This is a genomic window from Candidatus Amarolinea dominans, assembly GCF_016704685.1.
GTDB lineage: Bacteria > Chloroflexota > Anaerolineae > SSC4 > Amarolineaceae > Amarolinea > Amarolinea dominans.
This window is the reverse complement of the sequence record NZ_JADIZS010000020.1, coordinates 1-24559: the sequence shown is the minus strand read 5'-3', so window position 1 is coordinate 24559 and position 24559 is coordinate 1. Positions and strand designations below refer to the sequence as shown.

17 protein-coding genes, 2 tRNA genes and 3 pseudogenes are annotated in these 24559 nt (G+C 63.3%); 7 read left to right on the top strand and 15 right to left on the bottom strand.

The features are described 5' to 3' along the window. Positions 1-10: 10 nt before the first annotated feature. A complete protein-coding gene (locus IPF85_RS14175) occupies positions 11-3343 on the top strand; it encodes a transglycosylase domain-containing protein (RefSeq protein WP_343408729.1) in 3333 nt (1110 codons plus the stop codon). Between the two features lie 495 nt (positions 3344-3838). Continuing rightward, complete coding sequence (locus IPF85_RS14170; RefSeq protein ID WP_343408728.1) at positions 3839-4051, top strand: hypothetical protein; 213 nt, start codon at positions 3839-3841, stop codon at positions 4049-4051. A gap of 62 nt (positions 4052-4113) precedes the next feature. On the opposite strand, the pseudogene thrC reads toward IPF85_RS14170, so the two are convergent. The 15 genes and pseudogenes from thrC to IPF85_RS14095 all read right to left on the bottom strand — a co-directional run bounded on the left by thrC (position 4114) and on the right by IPF85_RS14095 (position 19828). Further along, positions 4114-5434 (bottom strand): annotated as a pseudogene (thrC, locus tag IPF85_RS14165) (threonine synthase). A gap of 115 nt (positions 5435-5549) precedes the next feature. Beyond that, the gene (locus IPF85_RS14160) at positions 5550-6140 is read right to left on the bottom strand and encodes a thymidine kinase (RefSeq protein WP_343408727.1); all 591 of its coding nucleotides are present in this window, start codon (positions 6138-6140) and stop codon (positions 5550-5552) included. A 319-nt stretch (positions 6141-6459) separates the two neighbouring features. After that, a pseudogene (rpmE, locus tag IPF85_RS14155) lies at positions 6460-6660 on the bottom strand (50S ribosomal protein L31); the annotation flags it as partial. A 101-nt stretch (positions 6661-6761) separates the two neighbouring features. After that, entirely contained in the window at positions 6762-7073 is a 312-nt protein-coding gene (gene rpmA, locus IPF85_RS14150) for a 50S ribosomal protein L27 (RefSeq protein ID WP_343408726.1), read from the bottom strand. A gap of 42 nt (positions 7074-7115) precedes the next feature. Then, a complete protein-coding gene (gene rplU / locus IPF85_RS14145) occupies positions 7116-7427 on the bottom strand; it encodes a 50S ribosomal protein L21 (protein ID WP_343408725.1) in 312 nt (103 codons plus the stop codon). Positions 7428-7655: 228 nt separating this feature from the next. Then, on the bottom strand, positions 7656-8600 hold the full coding sequence (locus IPF85_RS14140; protein WP_343408724.1) for a glycosidase: 945 nt from the start codon (positions 8598-8600) through the stop codon (positions 7656-7658). A 99-nt stretch (positions 8601-8699) separates the two neighbouring features. Beyond that, positions 8700-9308 (bottom strand): DUF624 domain-containing protein, encoded by a 609-nt coding sequence (locus IPF85_RS14135; RefSeq protein WP_343408723.1) that lies wholly within the window; start codon positions 9306-9308, stop codon positions 8700-8702. 71 nt (positions 9309-9379) lie between these two features. Continuing rightward, complete coding sequence (locus tag IPF85_RS14130) at positions 9380-10273, bottom strand: carbohydrate ABC transporter permease (protein ID WP_343408722.1); 894 nt, start codon at positions 10271-10273, stop codon at positions 9380-9382. A 23-nt stretch (positions 10274-10296) separates the two neighbouring features. Beyond that, complete coding sequence (locus IPF85_RS14125; protein WP_343408721.1) at positions 10297-11538, bottom strand: sugar ABC transporter permease; 1242 nt, start codon at positions 11536-11538, stop codon at positions 10297-10299. A gap of 85 nt (positions 11539-11623) precedes the next feature. Then, positions 11624-13924: an extracellular solute-binding protein gene (locus IPF85_RS14120; protein ID WP_343408816.1), complete on the bottom strand. Its 2301-nt coding sequence runs from the start codon at positions 13922-13924 to the stop codon at positions 11624-11626. Continuing rightward, on the bottom strand, positions 13846-14193 hold the full coding sequence (locus IPF85_RS14115) for a hypothetical protein (RefSeq protein ID WP_343408720.1): 348 nt from the start codon (positions 14191-14193) through the stop codon (positions 13846-13848). Before IPF85_RS14115 ends, IPF85_RS14120 begins: the two co-directional genes overlap by 79 nt. Positions 14194-14426: 233 nt before the next feature. After that, positions 14427-17237 (bottom strand): annotated as a pseudogene (pgmB, locus tag IPF85_RS14110) (beta-phosphoglucomutase); the annotation flags it as partial. A gap of 9 nt (positions 17238-17246) precedes the next feature. Then, the gene (locus IPF85_RS14105; RefSeq protein WP_343408719.1) at positions 17247-18281 is read right to left on the bottom strand and encodes a LacI family DNA-binding transcriptional regulator; all 1035 of its coding nucleotides are present in this window, start codon (positions 18279-18281) and stop codon (positions 17247-17249) included. A gap of 142 nt (positions 18282-18423) precedes the next feature. Next, on the bottom strand, positions 18424-19203 hold the full coding sequence (locus tag IPF85_RS14100; protein ID WP_343408718.1) for a TIGR03936 family radical SAM-associated protein: 780 nt from the start codon (positions 19201-19203) through the stop codon (positions 18424-18426). 554 nt (positions 19204-19757) lie between these two features. Further along, a tRNA-Cys gene (locus IPF85_RS14095) sits at positions 19758-19828 on the bottom strand. Between the two features lie 77 nt (positions 19829-19905). On the opposite strand from IPF85_RS14095, the gene IPF85_RS14090 reads away from it, so the two are divergent. The 5 genes from IPF85_RS14090 to IPF85_RS14070 all read left to right on the top strand — a co-directional run. After that, positions 19906-20253: a cold shock domain-containing protein gene (locus IPF85_RS14090; RefSeq protein WP_343408717.1), complete on the top strand. Its 348-nt coding sequence runs from the start codon at positions 19906-19908 to the stop codon at positions 20251-20253. A gap of 162 nt (positions 20254-20415) precedes the next feature. Beyond that, positions 20416-20500, top strand: a tRNA-Leu gene (locus IPF85_RS14085). A 179-nt stretch (positions 20501-20679) separates the two neighbouring features. Beyond that, the gene (locus IPF85_RS14080) at positions 20680-21702 is read left to right on the top strand and encodes a hypothetical protein (RefSeq protein WP_343408716.1); all 1023 of its coding nucleotides are present in this window, start codon (positions 20680-20682) and stop codon (positions 21700-21702) included. Between the two features lie 13 nt (positions 21703-21715). Then, complete coding sequence (locus tag IPF85_RS14075; RefSeq protein ID WP_343408715.1) at positions 21716-22069, top strand: hypothetical protein; 354 nt, start codon at positions 21716-21718, stop codon at positions 22067-22069. Positions 22070-22134: 65 nt separating this feature from the next. Continuing rightward, the coding region (locus tag IPF85_RS14070; protein WP_343408714.1) for a GAF domain-containing protein at positions 22135-24559 on the top strand (2425 nt) is incomplete at its 3' end.

Below are 24559 nucleotides of genomic sequence, written 5' to 3'. Positions count from 1 at the left end.
GGAGTGAGGCATGAGGCCAGGTGAAGATAACCCGAATTGGGGGCAGTCGTCCCGCTCACTGTTAGCGAATCCGAACCAGGGGCTGCCTGATTGGATGCGTTCGCCTGTGATTCCGCCGGAGCCGCCGCCCGTGCTGACACGACCGGCCGGGCACGGGAATCCACCGCCACGCCTGCCAGGCGCTGAGCCGCCGCGGCCAAGCAGCAGCCGCGCCGGCCGCGGGCGGTTCGCCGACGGATTCCTGATCGCACTCATCATCAGCACCATCCTGGGCCTGCTCTTCACGGCCGGCGGCGCCATCGGCTATGTCTTGCTGGCGTCCGAGCTGCCGGCGCCCGATGAGCTGCAGGATCGCGCGGCGCTCTTCGTCAGCACGCGTATCTATGACCGTAACGGCAAGCCGCTGAACGAGGTGTTCGATTCGGGCGCCGGGCGCCGCTCCCTCGTCAAGCTTGACCAGATGGCGCCCAGCCTGATCCAGGGCACCATTGCCACCGAAGATGCCAATTTCTACCAGCATCTCGGCGTTGACCCGATCAGCCTGGCGCGTGTCGTCTGGCGGGCCATTCGCGCACGCGAGGCGGTCATCGGCGGCTCCACGATTGCCCAGCAGTTGGTCAAGCTGGTCTTCCTGTCCCCGGAGCGCACGATCAGCCGCAAGGTCAAAGAAGCGATCCTGGCGGCCGAAATCACGCGCACCTACCCGCGCGACCGCATCCTGGAAATTTACCTGAACGAGATCTACTACGGCAGCGCTGCGTATGGCATCGAGACGGCCAGCCAGACCTATTTTGGCAAGGCGGCCCTTGACCTGACCCTGGCCGAAGCCTCCTTGTTGGCCGGTCTGCCGCAAGCGCCCTCCTACTATGACCCGTACACCAACCCGACCGGGGCCAGGGCGCGCCAGGCCGTGGTGCTGCGCCTGATGGTCAAGGAGGGCTACATCACGCCGCAGGAGGCGGACGCAGCCTGGCTGGCCTGGGATGCGCAGTCCATTCCGCTGGTGCCGCTGCACTACACCTTCGAGGCGCCGCACTTTGTGGTCTACGTGCGCGAGCAACTGGAACGTGCCTACGGCCCGGAAATTCTGTACAAGGGCGGCCTGCAGGTCTACACCACGCTTGACAACGATCTGCAGAAGCTGGCCGAAGAGACCGCGCGCACGCGCATTGCCCGCTTCACGCCGCAGCAGCACGTGACCAACGCCGCGCTGGTGGCCCTGCGACCGCAGACGGGCGAAATTCTGGCGATGCTCGGCAGCGTAGATTTCAACGCGGCCGAGATATCCGGCCAGGTCAACGTGACGATCAGCCCGCGCCAGCCCGGCTCGGCCATCAAGCCGTTGACCTACCTGACCGTCCTGCAACTGGATCAGGATTGGTGGACGCCCGCCACCACGCTGATGGACATCAGCACCGAGTTTCCCGATGGCGCCGGCCGCCCGCCTTACGTGCCCAAGAACTACGATGACAAAGAGCACGGCCTGGTGACGGTGCGCAGCGCGCTGGCGAATTCCTACAACATCCCGGCGGTCAAGGCCCTGCAGCACGTCACCATTCCGCGGCTGATCGAGACGGCCGGCCGCCTGGGGGTCAAGAGCCTGACGACCGGCGATTATGGCCTGTCGCTGACCCTGGGCGGCGGTGAGGTGACGCTGCTGGAACTGACCGGCGCCTATGCCGTGCTGGCCAATCAAGGGGTGCGCGTGCCGCCCGTGGCGATCCAATGCGTGATTGCTGCGAACGGACAACTGCTCGGCCAGGGAGTGGAGGAGGTCAGCGCGGCGCCCTGCCGTGAGGCCGCCAATCAGCCGCACGGCGCGCTGCTCATCGAACCGGTTTCCGGGCAACGGGCCGCGCCGGCCAACTACGCCTATCAGATTACTTCGATCCTGGCGGACAACGAGGCTCGCACGCCCGCGTTTGGCCCCAACAGCAGCCTGCGCCTGCCCGGCGACCGTCCGGCCGCGGTCAAGACCGGCACCACCAACGATTATCGCGACAACTGGACTGTGGGTTACACGCCTGACCTGGCCGTGGGCGTTTGGGTGGGCAACAGCGACGGCACGCCGATGCAGGGGGTCAGCGGCGTGGCCGGCGCGGGGCCGATCTGGAACGGCTTCCTGGCGACGGCCCTCAAGGACGAGCCGCAACTGCCCTTCCCTGTGCCGGCCGACATCGAGTTGATCGAGGTGTGCGCCGATTCAGGCACGGTGCCCAGCGCAACCTGCCCTGTGCGCCGCGCCGAGGTGTTCGTCAAGGGCCGCGGGCCGTTGAGCGCCGAGTTCGACATCCACCGCAAGGTGCGCATCTTCAAGGCGGGTGAGCAGGAGTTTCTGGCGCCGCCCGAATGTCCTGAGCAACTGGTGGAACTACGCGACTATGTCGTCTATCCGCCGGAGGGGCGCCAGTGGGCGATTGACCACGGCATCCCGCAGCCGCCCACGGAGGTGGCCACCAACTGCCAGGCGCCCGACATCTTCATTCAGCAGCCGGCAGAGGGTCAAACAGTGACCGGGTCGGTCATGTTGATCGGCAAGACATCCCTGCCCGATTTCGATCGCTATGATGTGGAGTACGGCGAAGGCCACGATCCGCTCGGTTGGGGACATGTGGAAGGGCCGTTCTTCACACCGGTGGATGGCGGCCCGCTGGCAAGCTGGGACACCACCCGCCTGGCGCCTGGCCCCTTCACCCTGCGCGTGCGCGTGTGGGATCGCAGCGGCCGCGAGTTCGAAGCCCGCGTGCGCCTGTTTGTCGGCGCAACCGCGCTAACAGACACGCCTACGCCGGAAATCCTGCCGACGTTTACGCCCACGCCGGAGATTTTCCCGACGTTCACGCCCACGCCAGAGTTCCTGCCCACATTTACCCCGACCCCCGACTTCCTGGCGACGCCAACGCCTACCGCAGAAGCGACGGTCACGCCCACGCCGGGGGTCACTGCCACGCCGCCGCCGGGCGATGCCCTGGTGCTGCGCCTGGATCAACCGCTGGACGGTGACACGGTCGCGGGTGTGGTGGACATCAGCGGCGCGGCGTATGGCGCGGCCTTCGCCAGTTACCGCGTCGAGTTGGGGCAGGCGCCCGATCCCGATGTGTGGCTGCCGCTGACCGTGGAGATCACCACACCCGTGGAGCCGGCCGGCATCCTGGCAGCATGGAACAGCACCACCGTGGCCGACGCGACCTACATCTTGCGCCAGGTGGAGGTGCGGACAGCACGCACGCTTCCTGAGCAGATAAACCCGGTGCGAACGAGTTCCCTGTCAGGGTGTGCTGAGACCAACGTGGCACCCCGGGACCTGAGAAAAACGATCAGATTCCGATCAACAAGAGGCTGAGCGCATTTGGCCATCTTCCTGTGGCGACGTTGACCAAGCACGAGTTCCTGGCCAAGCAATGCCAGGGGCAGGTACAAATCTGGGTGCTTGTTCATGTCGAGGTGCAGAGCCAGACTGAGTCCAGCTTCGCCGAGCGCATGTACGTGTATAATTATCGTCTGTATGACCGGTCCGGTCGCCGCTGCAGTGTTAGCACCTGGCGCCCGACTGAGTTCAGTTACAACTGTGGGACTGCGAGATTGGCATCAGGTTTCCCGCGGTCAAGCTGCTTGATTACCGGGCACGATGGGACGAGTTGGAAGCCAGCAGCAACCCCTTTGCCGTAATCGTCATGGCCCATCACGGTTTGATGAACGTTTGCGCAAAATTTGGCTGACGGCGTTTGACCGGCGCGGTTCAGCAACAAGATATTGTCAACCTGTTCGCTTCATTGATTGGATCAGAAATGGCTTGATCAGATTTTGGGCAAAGTCAGAGATTGAGGAGGCAGAGCATATGCCATACATCACAAGCGTCGAACGAATTGGAATGCAGAGGGGCATCGAGCAGGGCATCCAGCAGGGCATCCAGCAAGGGATGGAGCAGGGGATGGAGCAGGGTTCTCGCGTCGAACTCCTGGCAGCGATTGAGTTGGGGCTTGAATTGCGGTTCGGCACACACATCCAGAACTCCCGCGCACGCCCATTGATTGACCTTCCAGCGAAGTGAACAAGCGACCGGTCTTGATGGCCGGTCGCTTGATATCGCCTTGTTCACGCGCGTATCCCATCTCACCCAATGCGCCGGGCAATCACCTCTTTGACCACCCTGGCGTCTGGAGGCAGGTAGACGGGCGGGTTGGCGGCCACTGCTTCGACTTCGGGCAGGGTGTCCTCGTGATAGCCCATCTTGAACTGCGTGAACTTCAGGCCATGCGCCGTGGAGATGACGACGACCCGTTCGTGAGATTGAATGACCCCGCGTGCCACCAGCTTGAAGAGTGCAGCCAGCGCCACGCCGGTATGGGGACAGGTGTACATACCGGTGCGGTCGGCGCGGCCGGCCGCGTCGGCCAGCTCATGTTCTGTGGCCTGCTCCACCACGCCCTCGAACGCCTGCAGCGTCCTGACCGCTTTCTCGTAGCTGACGGGGTTGCCGATCTGGATGGCCGAGGCCAGGGTCTGCTGCGCCTGCATGACGACCTTTTCCTGAAAACCGGTCTGCGCGCTGCGATAGAGCGGGTTGGCCCTGGCCGCCTGCGCCGCCACCAGCCGCGGCAGCCGGTTGATCAGCCCCAGCTCTTTCATCATCAGCAGGCCTTTGCCCAGCGCACTGATGTTGCCCAGGTTGCCCACCGGCATGATGATCCAGTCTGGCACGGCCCAGTCGAACTGCTGCACGATTTCGATACCCACCGTCTTCTGGCCTTCGATGCGCAAGGAGTTCATGGAGTTGGCCAGGTAGATCGTGTTGTCTTGCGTGACTTCCTGCACGATTTTCATGCAGCCATCGAAATCGGTATCGAGCGCCAGCACCAGCGCGCCATGGGCGATCGGCTGAATCAACTGCGCGGCGCTGACTTTGCCCTGCGGCAGGAAGACGATCGTTGGAATCCCGGCCGCCGCGCCATACGCAGCCAGCGCGGCTGAGGTGTCGCCGGTTGAGGCGCAGGCCACCGCGGATCGGCTGCCCGCGCGCGATCATCTGCTTGACCACGCTGACCAGCACCGTCATGCCCAGGTCCTTGAAGGAACCGGTGTGGCTGTTGCCGCACATCTTGACCCACAGATCAGGCAGGCCGATCTGCTTGCCCAGACGCTCGGCCCAGAAGAGGTTGGAATTGCCCTCGAACAGCGAAACGATGTTGTCGTCCGCCAGATCGGGGATCACCCACTCGCGCTTGCCCCAAACGCCCGAACCATACGGCCATTGCGTGGTGCTGGCGCGACGCTCGAAGAGTGACATCCAGCCCGCGGCGCTGCGCGCACGCAGCGCCGCCATGTCGTGCGCGACCTCCAGCAGCCCGCCGCAGGTAGGGCAGGTGTACATGACATCGTACAGAGAATACTTGCCCGGGCAACCCCGGAAGCATTGAAACCAGGCAGCGACCATCGAAAATCCCAACCCTTCTGATCCATGGACTTGTCAGGAAACGAATTCCCGCTCGTGCTCACGTTTTACCGGGAAAGAACGGGAAACAGACTCTTCGACAAGTCCTGACGACTCACTAACGACCCGGTTTGCCCGGCACCTGGTGGCAGTCGCGACAGCGCGCCTCATAGACTTCATTGGCGCCGACCATGATGACGGGGTCATCGTAGTTGGCCGGCCGGCCGTCAATCAGGCGTTGGGTGCGCGCGGCGGGTGCGCCACATTGCACGCAGATCGCGTGCAGCTTGTCCACCATCTCGGCCTGGGCCATCAGCAGCGGAATGGGGCCGAACGGTTCACCGCGGAAGTCGAGATCAAGGCCGGCGCAGATGACCCGCAGCCCCTTGTCGGCCAGGCTGGAGGCGATGTCGGCCACGGTCCAGTCGAAGAACTGCACTTCATCAATGGCGACGACATTGGTCTCAGCCGCCAGGAAGTCCCAGATTTCGGCGGGATCGTTGATGGTGTGTGAGTCCCACTGCAGGCCACTATGCGACGCCACGCGCGCGACCGCATAGCGGTTGTCAATCTGGGGCTTGAAAACCTGTATATTCTGCCTGGCAATCTGGGCACGGCGCACGCGGCGAATCAACTCCTCGGTTTTGCCGCTGAACATACTGCCGCAGATCAGTTCGACCCAACCCCCTTTGGGCTGCATGAAGGGCATGATCTCTCTCCGTTGTCTATGCCAAATTTTCTCTGCCACAAATGACACGAACTATCACTTCGTGAAAATTCGTGGAATTCGTGGCAAAAAATTCCCGTTCTTCCAAAACAAAAGACGAAGGACACAGAATCGTAGGGTCCGATTCGGCCTTCGTCTTTCGTCTCTGTCTTGGCAACCGTCGTTGGCGCCACACGCAGTCGTTGGCGGCTGCGTGCGGGTCACGATTTTAGGCGTCTCCACGGCGCTTGGCGAGGCGCGTCGAATCCTGCTGTTGCTGACGCACCACGCGCTGCGCCTCCAATTGGACGGCCCTGCTCGTCTTTGTCTCCAGGCGCTTCATGAAGCGCTCGACCTGACCGCCGGTGTCAACGATGCGTTGCTCGCCGGTGAAGAAGGGATGGCAGTTCGAGCATACGTCGGTGCGAAGCATTTTGCGCGTCGACCCGGTAATCCAGGTGTTGCCGCACGCACAGGTGACCTGTGCATCATGATAGTAGGTTGGATGAATCTTTTCACGCATTGGGAAACCTCTTTTCTTCCAGCCCCTGACCGGTCATGGTTCCCAACCACGACCCAAAGGCGCTGGGAAATAGCATTACACTTGACGCTGCGTTGACCCGGTCAGGCGACTGGGCCAGACGGCTGGTCGGACAGACTCCGGACCGCGGCAGGCAGCGCCCGTTGTGCATAGACACTGACCCGCTTCTGGTCTTTGGAATGCGGCTCGAACTTGACGAAGCCATCAATCAAAGCGAACAGGGTAAAGTCACGGCCAACGCCGACGTTGATGCCTGGCCTGACCGCGGTGCCGTGCTGGCGAATGATAATCGAACCAGCGTTGATCTGCTGTCCATCGGAACGCTTCACGCCCAGGCGCTGCGCGTTGCTGTCACGACCGTTGCGGCTACTGCCACCGCCCTTTTTATGTGCCATAGTTTCTCCTACTCGGCCCTAATTCCGACTTATCAACTCGTCCTAGAGTACGATTTCATCCACGCGCAACTGCGTGTACTTCTGACGATGGCCGGTCTTTTGACGGATACGCTTCTTGGGACGATACATGAAGACAATCTCCTTGCGTCCCTTCGTTTCCTGGAGCACGGTTGCCTTGACAGACGCACCCGTGACAACCGGCGTGCCTACTTTGACCTCGTCCCCATCCGCAACCAGGAGCACGCGCCCGAGTTCGATTGTGTCGCCGGGAGCGACCGGCAACAGTTCGACCTCGATGACATCGCCCGCCTTCACTTTGTACTGCTTGCCACCCGTTTCAACGATTGCAAACATCTCTTTTTGCTTCCTTCACCGTTACGCGCCAGGCGCAGAGGCCCGGACTTTGTACTGGCGCAACGATATGCTGGATTGCCGCTTGCGCAGCAGTTTTGCTGAACTGATTTTTTGCCAAAAAGGCGGCAGGCCAAGTGCCTGCCGGCTAATTGGCAAGAATTATAGCAGCCGCTCCGCGATGTGTCAATTGGCGCTCACGCCGTGACGTTCCACGCAGCCGCGGTCGTGCTACCCTTTCAGAGCATAGTCCAATAATTCAGCCAGCCCACATGTGGCGAGTCCGATCACGTGATCCCCACCGCCATAATAGACGTAGACTGTGTCGCCTACGACGACATTGGCACAGGAAAAGACCACGTTTGGCACGTCGCCGCGCAGTTCCCACAACTCCTCGGGCCAGAAGATCGGCGCTTGGGGCCGGCGGATCACCCGCGTCGGGTCCTCCAGGTCGAGCAGGATCACGCCGAAGCGGTAGACATGATTGGCATCGTAGCCGTGGTTGAGGCACAGCCAACCGGCCGCCGTCTCGATCGGCACGCCGTTGCTGCCTATGCTCTTGGAGTCCCAGCCGCCGTCCGTGATCTCTGGCCGACTCTCAGCCGCGCGCGGGCCGTAAATCGGCGCCATGTCGGCCTCATGCCAGGTGCATAAGTCAGCGGAGGTCGCCAGCCAAACGTCTGGTCGGCGCCGGTGCAAGGCCGCGTAGCGTCCCCCAATTTTGCGCGGGAACAGGACATGATCCTTGTTGTCTTCCCCAACCACGAGCGGGCCGAGACGTTCCCAGGTAATCAGGTTTTCGCTGCGGGCGAGCATGGGCAAGATGCCGCCGCCAGCGTGGGTGGGGTTGCCCGTCCCATGGAACTCGCGACCGTAGGCGGTGTAGCACATGATGAATGCCCCGTCCAACGCGGTCACCCGTGGGTCTTCGATCCCGCGCGAGTCAGTGCCGTCTTGCGGCGCTAACACCGGCCGGCGCAGGCGGTTCCAATGCACCCCGTCGGCGCTCACCGCGTAACCGATGCGGCTGACCCAGTCCAGCCCCTGGGCGCGGTAGTGCATGTGGAACAGCCCGTTGTGGTGGATGACCGAGGGATTGAAGACATGATAACACTCCCAGTCGGAGGCCGGGTCGGGCAGCAAGATGGGGTTGCCGGGATGTCGTTGTAACTTCATGGCTGATGGATCTCCTCGATGTCTGTGCTGAAACTCCTGCTGCACGTCAGTTCGTGGCGAAATAACCGCCGGTCAGACAGGGCATTTGCACCACGGCCATCACCGGCGCGGTTGCCTGCCAAGCAATTGGCGCACAACCAACACCCCCCAGAGTGCCAGCCACGCCCCGAGCACGGTGCCCAGCAGCAGCCCAGAGAGGGTGCTGCTGACGATCAGGACGAGCGCCAGCAGCGCGTAGACGATCGTCGCACCCGGATTGAGCAGCGCCATTTTTGCGGCGTTGCCCAGGGTGGTAGTGAAGCGTTTGTCGGTCTGGGCGTGGTTCAGGGGCCAGTAGTAGAGATTGAGCACAAACCAGCCCAGCGCCAGCAGTCCCCACGCGTAGCGCAGCGCCAGGATCGGCCAATCCGTTGTTTTAGCATAAGCGACGAAATTGAAGCCAAGCACCCCGTAGACGACCAGTTGTGCCGCGCCCCAAAGCCACGCGCGCCTGAAGTTCGCGGCCAGCGCGCGCCAGAAATCGCCGAAATCCACCAGTTCATCGTCCGCGACCTGCGCGGCCACTGCCACCAGCGCGGCCGTCGCCGGCGGGCCGAGCACCACCGTCGCCTGCGCCAACAGCCAGACCAGGTTGAGCACCAGCAGGAAGAGAAATTCACGCCACCAGAGACGGATGGCGCGGGCGAAAAGCTGAAGGAGGTGTGGCACTCCGATTTTCGATTTTCGATTTTCGATCTTCGGTCTCCGATTTTCGATCTCTGATCTCTGCTCTCTGATCTCTACCCTTTCAGCCCCGCATAGCTGACCCCTTCGATGTAATATCGGCTGAAGAACGCAAACAGGATCAGGACCGGGATGGCGTTGAACATGGCGGCCACCAGGGTCAGGTTCCACGCGGCCTTGTACTGCTGCTGGAAGCTGGAGATGGCGACGTTGAGCACCCACATTTTGGGTGTGTTCAAGTAGAGCAGCGGCGCCATGAAGGCGTTCCACATGCCCTGGAACTGCAAGATGAACACCGTCAGCAGCGCCGGCCGGGCCAGGGGCAGCACCACGTCCTTGTAGATGCGAAAGCGCGAGGCGCCATCCACGAACGCGGCTTCCTCCAGCTCGCGCGGCACCGCCTTGAGGAACTGGGTCAGCAGGAAGATGTTGCCCGCGCTGATCGCCCCCGGCACCAGGAGTGACCAGTAGGTGTTCACGAAGGAAATTTTCGTCATCACCACATAGGCGGGGATCAGGGTGACGGCGCCGGGGATCATCATGCTGGCCAGCATGAAGGAGAAGACGGCGTTTTTGCCCGGAAAGCGCAGGCGGGCGAAGGCGTAGGCCGCCATCGAACAGGCAACGACCTGCAGGATGGCGGAGCCAACCGCAACCACGGCGGTGTTGGCCAGCCAGCGCGGGAAGGTGGCGCCCTCCCCGAAATTGGTGCCCCAGGTCTTGATCCAGTTCTGCACCAGCCAGCGATCGGGTAGCAATTTGGGTGGATAAGCGATGATCTCGGCGTCCGTCTTGAACGTTCCCAAGAACGCCAGGATGAACGGCGTCAGTGAGACGATGCCAATCAGGCCCAGCAGAACATACTTCAGCGCCGCCTGGCGTTGCCGCGTACGCGCGGCCTCTTCCGAGGTTGGCACACGGAGCATGCGGGGCGCGGTTGCAACTGCCATGATGTTCCTCCTATCCATTCAATTCAATACTGCTCAGTGCCGCTCTCGATGAAGCGGCGCTGCAGGAATGTGAAGACGAAGATGATGATAGCCAGGATGAACGCCATCGCGGCTGCGTAGCCCATTTGGATCTCACCCTGCGTGCCGATAGCCTCACGGTACACCAGGTAGACCGGCGTCAAGCTCGTGCCCAGCGGGCCACCGCTGGTCAGAATTTTCACCTGGTCGAAGATCTGCAGCGTGCCGATGGTGCTGAGGACGATGACCAGCAGCAACACGGGTCGCAGCATGGGCACGGTGATCTTGAAGAACTGCTGGCGATTGGTGGCGCCGTCAATAGATGCCGCCTCGTACAGGGTGGGCGGCACGTCCTGCAGCCCGGCCAGGAACATCAGCATGAAGGTGGGGATGGTGGTGAAGATGTTTTGGAACATGATCGCCATCCAGGTGACACTAGGCCCGCGCAGGTACCACAGGTCGGACGAGATGTTGCCCCCGAAGGCCATGGCGATCAGTTGGAACAGGCCGCGCGGGTTGTTCAGCCACTCGACGCGCGTCCACTCCAATCCGAAGATGCCCATCAACTTCTCGAGGCCGAAGTTGAGGTATCCGGTCTTCAGGTAGAGCCACCAGAAGATCATGGAGATGACGACCGATGAGGTGACGCTGGGCGTGTAGAAGATCGTGCGGAAGAACTCACGGCCACGCATTTTGCTGTTGAGCAAGATCGCCATCAGCAGCGCGAACACGGTCTGGACGATGGTCACCACCAACGCATACCAGAAGACGTTGACGAGCGACTGCACGAAATCCTTCGTCCTGAACGCCTTGGCAAAGTTATCAAGCCCGACAAACTGCGGCGCTGTGAAGATGTCGTATTTGTGAAAGGCGATGTAGAGCGCAAAGAGCAGAACGCCAACCGTGAAGACCACGGTGATGATCAGGTACGGCGCCAGGAAGACGTAAGCTGCAAGCATCTCCTGGCGTTGGCCCCGGTTGCGCCAGGTCCGGTAGACGGTAATCGCGGCGATGGCGCCTAACGCAATCCCTAACACGGCGCCGGCAATGACGAACCAACGGCCCGAGTTGATCGCTTCATTGATGTACGGGCCTAAGGGGAAAATCCTGATGCCTTTGGTCGGCGCGGAGATCAGCGCCGCCCCGAACGTGATGAACGCCACCAGGAGAAAGGCGGCGGTTGCGGCCAGTGCTCGCCCGCTACTGCCAGGTTCTGATGCGGGCAAACGCACCCCAGTTGCTGTCATGCTGCACCTCCTCTCGTCTTCTCGGGCGAGACAGGGGGATCGGGGAATCTCATTCATCCCCCCATCCCCCTGCCTCGGATGTGACTTACTTGCCGTCCAACGCGTTCTGCGCGTCGGTTTGAGCTTGCTTGAACGACTCATCCACGGTCTGGTCGCCCAGGTAGACGCGCTCCAGGGCCTTGGAGATGGCGTCGTTCACCTTGCCGGTGTTGGGACCCCAGTAGGCCACGCGGGTCAGCTTGAAGGTGCCGCCTTGGGCGATGGCCTTGTCGTTGGCGTCAACCACCATGTCGAGCTGGTCAGGGTGGGTGCTGTAGGCGAAACCGGTCTTGACGATCTCCGCCTGGTTGTCGCGGCCGGTCAGGAAGATGGCGAGAGCCGCCGCGGCCTTGGGGAACTTGGTGGCCTTGTTGACGCCGATGCCGTTGGTGAAGATCACATCGGCCTTGCCCTTCGACCCGGTCGGCAGCGGCGCGGCCTTCCACGCCACGTCTGCGTAGTTCTGGCGCATGAAGTTGACCATCCAGCCGCCCTCGTAGGTCATGCCCACGAGCTTCTTGCCGATGGCCTCACCGCACCAGCCCGCGCCGACATCGGCCGCGGTCACGATCGTCCCGGCCGTCTTCAGGTCGGTCACGAACTTCGCCGCGTCCTTGATCTCGGCTGTGTCAATGGTTGCTGTCTTGAAATCGTCGGAGGCGTAGGCGCCGCCGTTGCCGAAGGCGAAGGGGGCGAAGCGCGCCCAGTCAGGGCCCATGCAGAAGCCGCCGAACTTGCCGGTCTTCTGAATCGCCTCGGCCGCAGCCTTCAGCTCAGTCCAGCCCCAGGCTTCGGTTGGCTCGGCGATGCCGGCAGCCTCGAAGGCCTCGGGCAGGTAAACCAGGCCCAACGTGCCCCAGTCCTTGGGCAGGGCGTAGGTCTTGCCATCCAGCGTGAAGATGGTGAGCAGGGCGCCGATGAAGTCGTCACGTGTCGTGCCGGCCTGGGCCATGGCCTCGTCCAGGGCCAGAAGTTGGCCGCTGGCGCCGAAGGCCGTCATCAACTGGTCGTCCACGTAGAACACGTCCGGCGCGGCGCCGCCGGCCATCATCGCCTTCATCTTCGTCTGGAAGTCCGCCGGAATCGGCTGGAAATCTACCGCGACGTCAGGATAGACTGCGGCAAAGCGTGCGATGGAATCGCGGTAGATCTTCTGCTCGGTCTCATCACCCCAGCCTGAGAAGACGATCTTCGCGCCCGCTTCCACGTCGAGTTTCTTGAGGGTCGCAGCCGGTGGTGCAATCGGGCCGCTGCCCGCGCCGCCGCCGGTCAGGAATTCAGCAGCCTCTTTCTGGGCTTGCTTGAACGACTCATCCACGGTCTGGTCGCCCAGGTAGATGCGCTCCAGGGCCTTGGAGACGGCATCATTCACCTTGCCGGTGTTGGGACCCCAGTAGGCCACGCGGGTCAGCTTGAAGGTGCCGCCCTGGGCGATGGCCTTGTCGTTGGCGTCAACCACCATGTCGAGCTGGTCGGGGTGGGTGCTGTAGGCGAAACCGGTCTTGACGATCTCCGCCTGGTTGTCGCGGCTGGTCAGGAAGATGGCGAGAGCGGTCGCGGCCTTGGGGAACTTGGTGGCCTTGTTGACGCCGATGCCGTTGGTGAAGATCACATCGGCCTTGCCCTTCGACCCGGTCGGCAGCGGCGCGGCCTTCCACGTCACGTCTGCGTAGTTCTGGCGCATGAAGTTGACCATCCAGCCGCCCTCGTAGGTCATGCCCACGAGCTTCTTGCCGATGGCCTCACCGCACCAGCCCGCGCCGACATCGGCCGCGGTCACGATCGTCCCGGCCGTCTTCAGGTCGGTCACGAACTTCGCCGCGTCCTTGATCTCAGCCGTGTCGAGGGTGGGAGCGCTGTTGTCCGCGTTGGCGTAGGCGCCGCCGTTGCCGAAGGCGAAGGGGGCGAAGCGCGCCCAGTCAGGGCCCATGCAGAAGCCGCCGAACTTGCCGGTCTTCTGAATCGCCTCGGCCGCAGCCTTCAGCTCAGTCCAGCCCCAGGTCTCGGTCGGCTCGGCGATGCCGGCAGCCTTGAAGGCCTCGGGCAGGTAAACCAGGCCCAACGTGCCCCAGTCCTTGGGCAGGGCGTAGGTCTTGCCATCCAGCGTGAAGATGGTCAGCAGGGCGCCGATGAAGTCGTCACGTGTCGTACCGGCCTGGGCCATGGCCTCGTCCAGGGCCAGAAGCTGGCCGCTGGCGCCGAAGGCTGTCATCAACTGGTCGTCCACGTAGAGCACGTCCGGCGCGGTGCCGCCGGCCATCATCGCCTTTACCTTCGTCTGGAAGTCCGCCGGAATCGGCTGGAAATCCACCGTGACGTCAGGATAGACTGCGGCGAAGCGTGCGATGGAATCTCGGTAGATCTTCTGCTCGGTCTCATCACCCCAGCCTGAGAAGACGATCTTCGCGCCGCTTCCACCTCGAAGGCCTTCAGGCCGTAGGTGGATGCCGGGGCTTTGGTCGGTTCAACAACCGGGGTAACCGGGGCAACCGGGGCTTTGGTCGCTTCAACAACCGGGGCCGTGGTCGGCGCCGGGGTGGCCTGGGGCCCGCAGCCCGCCACGATCAGCGCCAGCACGATCACGATCAACAGTGTTCTATAACGATACGTTTTCATGGTTCTCCTCCTGGAGAGAAATCAGCGAATAGCTTGCAAAATCTTGTTTGGCGTACCCTTTCTTGTGCCTTCTTGCACCTCCTTTTGTATCTTTTTCAACGACTCCTGTATCCGTTTTGACCGGCGCCGGTTCTATGCTTAGAATAGGCCCCGGCGCCGGGCCTACGCTTGCGTAGGCTTGCTGCTGCCGAGTCGCCTCCCCGTCTGCCAGGACCTTGAGGCGGCTCGGGTTCTCAACACGTGATCTCCACGCTCTCCAACCGGCCTCGGTAGTAGAACTTGAACGCGAGGCGCGTCCAGCCATCAGGCAGGCTGGGCGCGATCTCCCATCCGCTTTCCGTCAGCCGCAGGCCGGCAAATCCGCAGACCACTGCCTGCCATAGCCCTCCCGCGCTGGCGCCATGGATGCCATCCTCCGCGTTACCGCGCACGTCCAATAGATCAGCCCGGGCCGCCCGCAGGAAATGTTGGTGTCCCCGCTCGTGCTCACCCATGCGGCACGCCATCACCGCGCTGATGCTGGGGCCGAGGCTGGAGCCAAGCTCATGGTCGGTGCGCGGGTCGTAGTATTCCCAGTTGACGCGCACCTGCGCGGGCGAGAAGCGCTCGGGCAGCAGGTATTGCAGCATCAACACGTCGGGCTGCTTCAGGTTTTGAGTGGCAGCACACCCCTCGATGCCCAACAGCCCTTGCATGGACCGGCTGCGGCCAGGGTCGCGCAGCATCGCCAGGTCTGCATCGCGCAGGCTGAAGAAACCGGCAAACTGCTCGATCAGGCCGCTGGCAGGATCGCCGGGCAGGACGATGCGCCGACGCACGTCATCCCAGTGCCGCAGGCGGGCCTCGGTCAGGTCGAGCGCCGCGACCAGTTCGGCGTGCCGGGTCGGGTGTTGGCGTTTCAGCCAGGCCAGCAGGTTGAACGCCGTCTCCAGGTGCCACTGGGCAAGGGTGTTGGTGTAGGCGTTGTCGTCAACCCGATCATGATATTCGTCCGGGCCGATCACATTGCGATAGTGGTATTTGCCATCCGCTTCGAGTTGCGCCGCGCTGGCCCAAAACGTCGCGCCGTCCAGCACCATCTCGGCGCCGTAATCACGCATGAAGGCGTCGTCGCCGGTCACTTGCCAGTATTGCATGATCGCGTAGGCAATGTCGGCCGTGATGTGAATCTCGATGTCGCCCGTCCAGATGCGGATGAGCTGCTTGCGATCGGCGGCGTGGGGCACCCAGGTGGGAGTCACTTCGCGGCCGTCGTCAGCGCTTTCCCAGGGAAACTGCGCGCCCGCAAAACCGTTCGCCGTTGCCTTGGCGCGTGCGGCCGGCAGGTTGTGCCAGCGGTACATCAGCATGTGGCGCGCCAGGGCCGGCTGCGTGAAGGTGAAGAGGGGCAGCATGAAAATTTCGGTGTCCCAGAAGGAGTGGTGCCGGTAGCCGAAACCGCTGAGCGTCTTGGCGCCGATACTGGCGCGGTCGGTGTGCTGCGGCGCTGCGATGAGCAGCTGGAACAGGTTGAAGCGCAGCGCGATCTGGGCCTCGTTGTCCCCTTCGATCTGCACATCCGAGGCCGCCCACATTTCGGCCCAGGCTGCATCGTTAGCCGCCCGCCAGGCACGATACCCGGCAGCCTGGCCGGCCTGCACTGTCGCCTGGGCGATCGCCAGCGGGTCGGGGGCATCGTGACTGCTGACCACCGCCACGAACTTGTGCAGCGTTGCGCTTGCGCCCGCGGTCAGAGTCATGTGATACTCGGTCGCGGGCTGACCCTCCGCGTCGCAGCGGCTGGACTGCCACGGCCCGGCGCTTGACAGCTTGACCGCCATGGCGACCGCCAGATCGGTTTGGGTGGCGCGGGTGCGCACCTGCACGGCTGCCGTGTCCAGGCCCGCGACCTGATCTACCAGATTCCAATGCAGCAGCCCGGTGTTCTCCACATGCGCGTTCACCCCGGTGCGCACGCGCAGCGCCGTTTGTCCCTCGGCCAGCGTGATCGTCACCTGCAGCGCCGCGCCGTGGGGATCGGCCAGGTTGATGAAGCGTTCGAAGTCCAGTTCCAGCACTGGCCCGCCCTCCCGCGGCTGCCAGCGCACCTGCCGTGAAAGCGCGCCGGTGCGCAGGTCGAGCTGGCGACGGTAACCCAGAACCTGGCCGCGATCGAGCCGGAAATGCTCGCCATCGGCCCAGATGTCCACGCCCCACCATGCAGGGATGTTCGCCAATTCGGTGTAGTTGACGGGCATGTCGTCCCACACGCGGTGGACGAAGCAGGCCGGCATAGCGCCCGGATACCCCTCTTCGAAAACCCCGCGGCTGCACATGGCGCCATTGCCGATGGTGAACACGGTTTCCATGTGGCTCTGCGAGTCCGGTACGAAGATCGGCTCCGCAATCGTCCACGCGGCGTCCTGCAGGGCCGTGCGAATGGCGGCCAACGTCACCCCCGCCAGGCTCTCGAAGCGAGCGTGCGCATGACCCACCCGCGACGCCGGCCCCAGGCCGATCGCCCACATGCCCGCGGCCAGCGCCGCATCAACCCCCACCGCGGCATCTTCTACCACCGCGCAGAAGGCTGGGCGCACGCCCAGCATCTCGGCGGCCTTCAAGAAGAGGTCAGGCGCGGGCTTGCTGCGTTCGGCGCTGAAGCCGTCGGCGATGGCGTCCAACAGATCGCAGATGCCGAGGCGATCCAGGACGGTGTGCGCGTTCTTGCTGACAGAGCCGATACCCACCTTGACGCCGGCCGCGCGTAACTCCCGCAGCAGATCCACCGCGCCAGGCAGCAGGTCGGCGGGCGTGACCCCGGCGAGCATGGCGACATAATAGCGGTTCTTGCGCTCGGTCAGTTCGGCGATCTCGGCCTCAGTCGCCGGCCGGCCCGCCAGGATGATCTCCAGCGAGCTGCGGCGCGAGACCCCGCGCAGATGTTCGTTGATCTGCCGGTTGAAGGGCAATCCCTCTTCATCGGCCAGTCGCTGCCACGCCCGGTAGTGATATTCGGCGGTGTCGGTAATCACGCCGTCGAGATCGAAGATGATCGCTTCAAGTTTCACAGTTGCTTAGCTCTCCACATGGAAGTCGCTCGATGCCCGCACAATGAGTTCCGGCTGCAAGAGTACCTCGTGTTCCGTGCTGCGCTGTGCGCGGCACAGGTCAACCAGCATGCCTACCAGGCGCTCCCCCACCTCGGCGATTGGCTGGCGCAGGCTGGTCAGCGACGGTCGCAGGAAGCGCGCAACGGGCGCATCGTCGAACCCGATGACCGCCAGCTCACGCCCCGGCTCAGCGCCGGCATCCCAGGCCGCGTTGATGACACCGATCGCCATCAGGTCAGACATCGTCACAATGGCCGTTGGGCGACGATCTGGCGGGAGCGCCAGCAGACGTCGGGTGCTGGCGTAAGCGTCCGCGTACGTGTTTTCCGCGCGCTCGATCCAGGCCGGATCTATTGCCAGCCCCGCCTTTTGCATGGCGGCGAGAAAACCATTCAGCCGATGTTGGCCCGCTAACGAAGGCGCCGGCCAGGACAGGCAACTGATACGCCGGTGCCCCTGTGCAAGCAGGTGTTCGACAGCCATGCGCACGCCGGCCGTGCCATCCACGTCCACCCAGGAGAAATCCCAGCCCGGGTTCGAGCGGCCAAAGGCCACGAATGGAAAGCCTGCATCCAACAGGCAGCGCACCCGCTCATCCTCCAGATGCGTGTTGGACAGGACGAAGCCGTCCACCTGGCCTTCCAGGATCAACGCCTGATAGGTGGCCAGTTCATCGGCGATAGTCGCCGTGGGAAAAACCAGGAAGCGATAGCCGCGGCGGGCGGCGGCCGCGACTGCGGCCTGCAGAAAGCTGTCGAGGATGGGATTGAACTGGTCGGGCGGGCTGGGTTGCCAGGTATAGGCAAAGAGGCGGGTCTCGTTGGCCTGCAGATTGCGAGCGGTGATGTTGGCGCGGTAGCCCAGTCGGGTCACGGCGCCGAGCACGCGCTGGCGCGTCTCTTCGGTGACGCGCCGGGAGTCGTTCAGCACATAAGAAACCGTGGCGATGGAGACATGAGCCTCCCGGGCCACATCGCGAATAGTCGTCGTGCCCGCCATGTTAAACGTTTAACTCCTTGTGTAAAAAATAGTGCCGCAATTCATTCGGCGGCACACGGTCATTTAAGCGTTTAACTGATCGGAGTATAGCACACGGTCAGCGACTTGTCAATACCCAATTTGCGGTTTTTGACAATTTCTATTAGTCGAAGCCGCCCCAGCCTGTGCGGGTCAGGCGCGCGGGCAGGACTTTGGCGATGGGTTCCCGCTCGCTGTCCGCGTCGAAGGCCAGCGCGGCGTCTGCGTCACGCGGTGCGCCGGCGGATTTGTCAGGTTCCGCGGCCAGGATGAGCTGCGTGCGCTCGATGCGGCGTGCGCAATCGGTCAGTCCGAGGACCTCCAGCAGTTCATCGGGGCGGCCGGTGGCGCCTGGTCGGCTGCTGACGCGCAGCGCCAGGTGGACCCAGCCCTCGTCATCCGTACCCTCCACGCGCAGGTCTTCGATCAGCGGCCGCAAGTCGTAGGTCTTGCCGTCGCGGGCGCGCTGTTTGAGTACCTGCGCCGCGGCTGTGAAGCGGCCGACCGCCTGCGCCACATCCACCGCGCCTTCGGGCAAAATCTGAACCACATAATCCGCGGCCCACATCAACGCCTGTAACGTGGGCGCGTGCAGATCAACTTCGTGGATATCGCGAATCTCGATGCCCGGCGGCAGCTTGGGCTGCAACTCGGCCGCAAACTGGGCCGGCGCTACCGGCTCATTCAGCCACAAATCGGCCAGCTCCGCGCGACCACGGCAGCCCACCGGCAGCGCCGAGGCAAACTGAATGCGCAGTTGCGGATTGAAGCCCTTCGTGTACGCCACCGGCAGCTGCGTGCGTCGCAGCACCCGCTCCCACACGCGCGCCAGGTCGAGGTGCCCAATCCACTTCAGCGGCTCACCCTTCGTATACGTAAACCGTATGCGTTGCATCACCATCATTGATCTTCCTCGCGCACTATCGTTTCCAGGATTCGGAGCAGTTTCCCCACCAGCGCATCCGCTCACGGCGCCGGTTTGTCATGCGTGCGTCGCCGCAGGAATTCCAAGTTTGAGCGATCTTTCAACCACATAGAACACAAAGAGCACAAAGACCCCGCCAATCCGCGCATCTTCTGCCGTTTCTTTGTGTTCTATGCGTTCCTTGTGGTCAAGTGTGTGTTACATTAGGAATTGCTGGCGTCGCCGGCGACCGATTGTACCATACCACCGAAATAGGCTAAAATACCCCCGCAGCCCATTCGTCCGGCCGCACAAGTTCAATCACAGGAAAAAGGTAACTGCTCATCTCTGCGGTTTTTTCCGAAAACGCATGGCGCACCAACTTGGACAGGATTGACAGGACGAACAGGATTTTCGCCCTGCGGTGGGCAAAACAATCGGCAAGGAGAGCCAAACATCCTGTCAATCCTGTAAATCCTGTCTGTATTCCTGGCAGCCTGAGTCGCTGCGCAAAAAGAAACTTCCGGGACTGAGAATCCCGGAAGCCGGTTGAGAGGCGACGGCCGGATTTGAACCGGCGATCGGGGTTTTGCAGACCCCTGCCTTGCCACTTGGCTACGTCGCCAACCACGCGCCAATTTTAGCCCAGAACCGGGTATCTGTCAAACGGAGTTTGGCGGTTCAACCCCCCAGGAGACCTTCATGCACGAATACAGAGATCGCACCAGCGAATGTCAACGCTGCGGCATCCCCTTCATTTGGACGGCCGGCGAGCAGCGCGCCGCGGGCGGCATCGAACCGACGCGACGGCTGTGCCCGGCCTGTGCGCAACTGCTGCCCGCGGTCAGTCGCGAGCGCGGCCTGGTCAAATGGTACAACTTGCGCCGCGGCTATGGCTTCATCAGCCGCTCCACGGGCGAGGACCTCTTCTTTCATCGCGACGCCCTGCCCGCGGACGCCGGCGCGATCGAACCGAACTTGCTGCTCGAATACGGCATCGAGCACACGGCCAAGGGACCGCAGGCGAACCAGATCAGGGTGTTGACGTGAAGATATCTTAACGCCAGGACGCGAAGCTTTCCGTAGCCGTGTCCGCCGGCGTGACGTGCCCCCCCGGTTCGCTCCGTCCAACGTGTCCCCTTGTGGTCGCCATTTTACATTTTTTGTCAGTGCGTGTAGAATAAACCTGACAACAGATCAGCGCCAGTTCTTGGGGTGATGGCGGAACAGGCAGACGCATCGGTCTTAAAAACCGAAGGACTAACCGTCCGTGTGGGTTCGAGTCCCACTCGCCCCATTCATCTCCGCCAAGCTGCGGTCGGCGCAGGCCGACCTGGCGGCGGAACGCCCTTTCGCCCCGAATTCATTCGGCGGCCTCGTTCCCCGGCGTGCTTGTCCACAACAAACTCACTTCCCCCGCACAACCTCAAGCCGGCGCAGCTCGGGCGCCAACATACCTGACCAGGAGAATTGACTATGGTGTCAAAGCGATTCGGATGGATTGTCTCTCTGTTGCTCGTCACAGTGCTTGTGCTCACGGCCTGTGGCACACGTCCCGTTCCTTCAACCTCGCAAGGCGAAAAGACCAGCCCCCAGGAGTTCCTCATCGAACTGCCCCGCATCACCGTCAACATTGATGAACAGGGCACGCCCACCGTCATGGGCATGTCGCTCGCCGACCTTGCCAAGCTAACCGGCAGTCCCATGGCGCCGCTGCAGCTCACCCCAGAGCAGGTCACCCAGTTCCAGGCCAACAACATCCAGCACATCGAACTGCTGCATCGGGGCGATGGCCTTTACCTCTTTGTAAATTCGAAGGCGCTGCCATATGTAAAATGGGACCAGAACACACTGCAAAATGCAGCCAAGATGCTGCAGACGTTCGATCCGCAAGTCAACGGTATGCACCTGGCTGAGTGGATCCCTTCCCTTCTGCCCATGGTGCGCAGCGTCGGGCTTGACCTGGTCTTCATGATCCCCGTCAAGGCCGGCGCCACCAAGATCGAAGTGCGCCCCGAAGACCAGGAACCACCCGCGCCCGCGGCCGACGGCGCGCAGCTCCCGGCCGCGGCCGTCGTACAGTTGCCCATCGTCTACGATGCCGCCGGCGCGCCGCAGGTCATTGGCCGTGGCGGCCAGATGTTCCGCCCGGATGCCGCTGCCCTGGCGCAGATGGGGCTGACCAACCTGCCCATCTACCTGACGCCGGACACTATCCAGTCCCTGATGCGCTCCAACGTTCAATTCATCACGATTCAGTCCAGCAGCGCCGGTCTGCAGGTCTCGGTCAACAACGACCCTCTGCCTCTGATTGGCTGGGGCGAGGCCGAGTTGGCCAACGCGCTGGAACTGGCCAAAGGCACAGGCAGCGTAGACCCGGCCGCGCTCGACCTGGTGGCGAAGTTTGCCCCGTTCATCGCCAACCTTGACCTGACCATCTACATGGAGTTCCCGCTGGCCAAGGGCGCCGAAAAGATCCAGCCCGCAACGAGCAAGTAACAGGAGGCTCGTCATGCAAAAGCGTTTCGGGTTCTTGCGCTTCACCAGCTTCATGCTGCGCCTGTTTGCCGCCATCTGCCTGCTCCTGGGCTTGGCCGCCGGCCTGGCGCTCATTCTCGGCGGCAACTATCAGAATGTGCTCGGCTTCAAGCTGACCATTCCGACCGCTGCCCTGTGGATTGCTGCATTGCTGCCCGTCGTCTGCGGCCTGTTTTACTTCGTCATCCTCTATGCGGCCGGCGGCGTGCTGACGTTGCTCATCGCCACGGAAGAAAACACCCGCGCCACCGCCCTGGGCCTGGCCAACCTGCGCGCCCCGGCGCCGGCGTCAACGCCTGAAGTCCGTAATCCACCCCCGGTCAGCTGATCGCCCGTTGTTGCAAGACCCCTGCGCGCCAGCCTGGCGCGCAGGGGTTGTCATCGAGGCACACCATGACACCCCTGCCGCCGACTCAATCTGACGATCTCGCTGCGGAGCCGCCCGATCCGCAGGCCCATTCCACGAGTGACGCCCATCAGCTCCTGCTCGAACTGGGCGAGCTGTGGGCCGCGCCCGACAATGCGCACAAGGCCCGCCTGGCCGGCCTGCGCCGCGTGCAAACCTTCTTTGGCGCCGAGGCCATCTGCCTGGCGCTGGCCGACCCTTTCAGCAACCGTTTCGATCTGACCTACCGGCTGGGCCGCTGCGTGTGGCCGGCCGAGCTATGGCCGCGGGTCATGACCGGTGGTAACACCCAACTGCCCGGCGGGGTCCTGGGCCTGCCGGCGGCCGTTAGCGGCCAGGCGCCCAGCGGCGTGCTGGCGCTGCTGCGGCCTGGCGTCATGTTCTCCGGCCGCGAACAGCGCTGGCTGCGGCGGGTTGGCGTTCTGCTGGCGCATGAACAGAATGCGCACCGCCTGCGTTTGCTGATGCGCATCATGGAACAGGCCAACCGCAAAGAGAACCCGATTGACCTCTATAGCTTCTTGCTGGATGAACTGCAGCGCTTCATTAAATACGATCACAGCGCCGCCGTGATCGTCCTCGACCGTGAGAATAACCGCCTGATCGTGCGCCGGGAATTGGTGCAGCCCGCGGTGGAAGCGTGGCGCCTGCCCTCTCCGCGTGCCATCAACCTGGAACCGGGTCTCGCACAACGCCTGGCCGGGATACACAGCGCGCCGGTCAGACCCATCGAATATCAGCGCGCCAGCGCCGGCGATCCCTGGCAGGGCGAAACGGCATCCTGGCTGGCGCAGGCCCTGGCCTACGGAGAACTGCCCTGGCGGCCGGAAGGCAAGGATCATCCGGCGGAGGCGCAAACCCCGGTGGCGCCGGTTGCACCCTGCTCGCCGGAGGGTGGCATCCTCGCCGTGCCCCTGGTCCACAACGACACGGTGTGGGGGTTGCTCAAGCTCTCCACGCTGCGCTGCGGACCGCTGCGTCTGCCCACAGCCGACGCGCAGGTCGTGCAGCAGTTCGCCGATCGCCTGGCCCTGACGCTCTATCAGTCTGATCTCTACTACCGCCGCCAGCTTGAGATGGATGCGGTGCGTGAGATCGGCCAGACCACCACCCACCCGGTTTCGCTGGAAACCGTCTGCCAGACCACGCTTGAGGCCGCGCTGAAAACCTTGCATCTGACTGTGGGTCAGGTGCAGACGCGCCTGCGCCTGGTGCATGAGCAGCCGGTGCAGGCGGGCAGTACCCATGCGCGGGAGACCGTCACCCAGGCGCTGGCAGACCTGGAACGCGGCGTGTGGAGCAGCGGGGTCGCCGGCCTGCATAACAACCTGCCGCCGCCGGCCGCTGCGCCCGCGGGCAGCCGCGTCATGCGCGCCGCGCTGATCGTGCCCATCCAGTATGAGCACGCCGTCATCGGCCTGATCAGCGTGCAGTCGTCGCTGGCCGAGCGCTTTCGTCCGACCGACCAGACCTTTCTGCAGACCGTCGCGCACGAGGCCGCGCTGGCGCTGAAGACCGCTGAGTTGTACGAACAGGTGCGGCAGCAGGCGGAAGAGCGCAAGGAGCGCCTGGCCCTCTTGCACGAGCTGAGCCGGTCGCTCAATCGCGAGCTTGACCTGCAGACCGTCCTGCACCACGCCGTGGTCACCTCACGGGCGCGGTTGCGGGCTGAAACAGCTTCGATCTTCCTGCTCAAGGACGGCGTCCTGCGCCGCCAGGACAGCGATGGCCAGGATGACGGCCTGTTTCCAGACGAAATCTACCGCGTGGGTGAAGGGCTGACCGGCCTGGCGAGCTGCGCCCAGCCGCCTGTGCATCCGGACAATTGCCCTTGCCATGCCCAGGGCGGTCAGCCGCCGGCGGCCAGCCGCGATCCACATGACCTGACTGCCGAGGCCAACCAGGAGCGTGGGACACGTTTTGGCCAGGCCGTGGCCTGCAATCAGGTGAACGACTGCCCGCTGGTGATCGAGGCGCATCGCCGGCGCTATCGCGACATCTTGCGCAGCGGCCAGGCGCAGCACTTGATCGCTGTGCCGCTGGATGACGCCTACCACACCTTTGGCGTGCTGCGTGTGCTCAACAAACTGACGCCAGAGGGCGCGCTGGACCAGGCTGGCTTCAGCGATGATGATCGCGACCTGCTCTCCACCATTGCCAGCCAGGTGGCGACCGCCATTTCCAACCTGCGCCAGACCCAGCGCCTGACCAGCATCTTCGAGGTCAACGAACTGCTCAGCCGCACCCCGGACCGCCAGCAGATTGGCGACCGCATCGCGCAGATCATGACCGGCCCGGCATTGAGCTACAGCGATTGCACCCTGCACCTGTTGGAGGGCGACCGCCTCATCCTGATCCCGCGCACGGGTGAGCCGGCCAGCGGCGCGGCGTTGGAGATCGGTCTGCACGAGG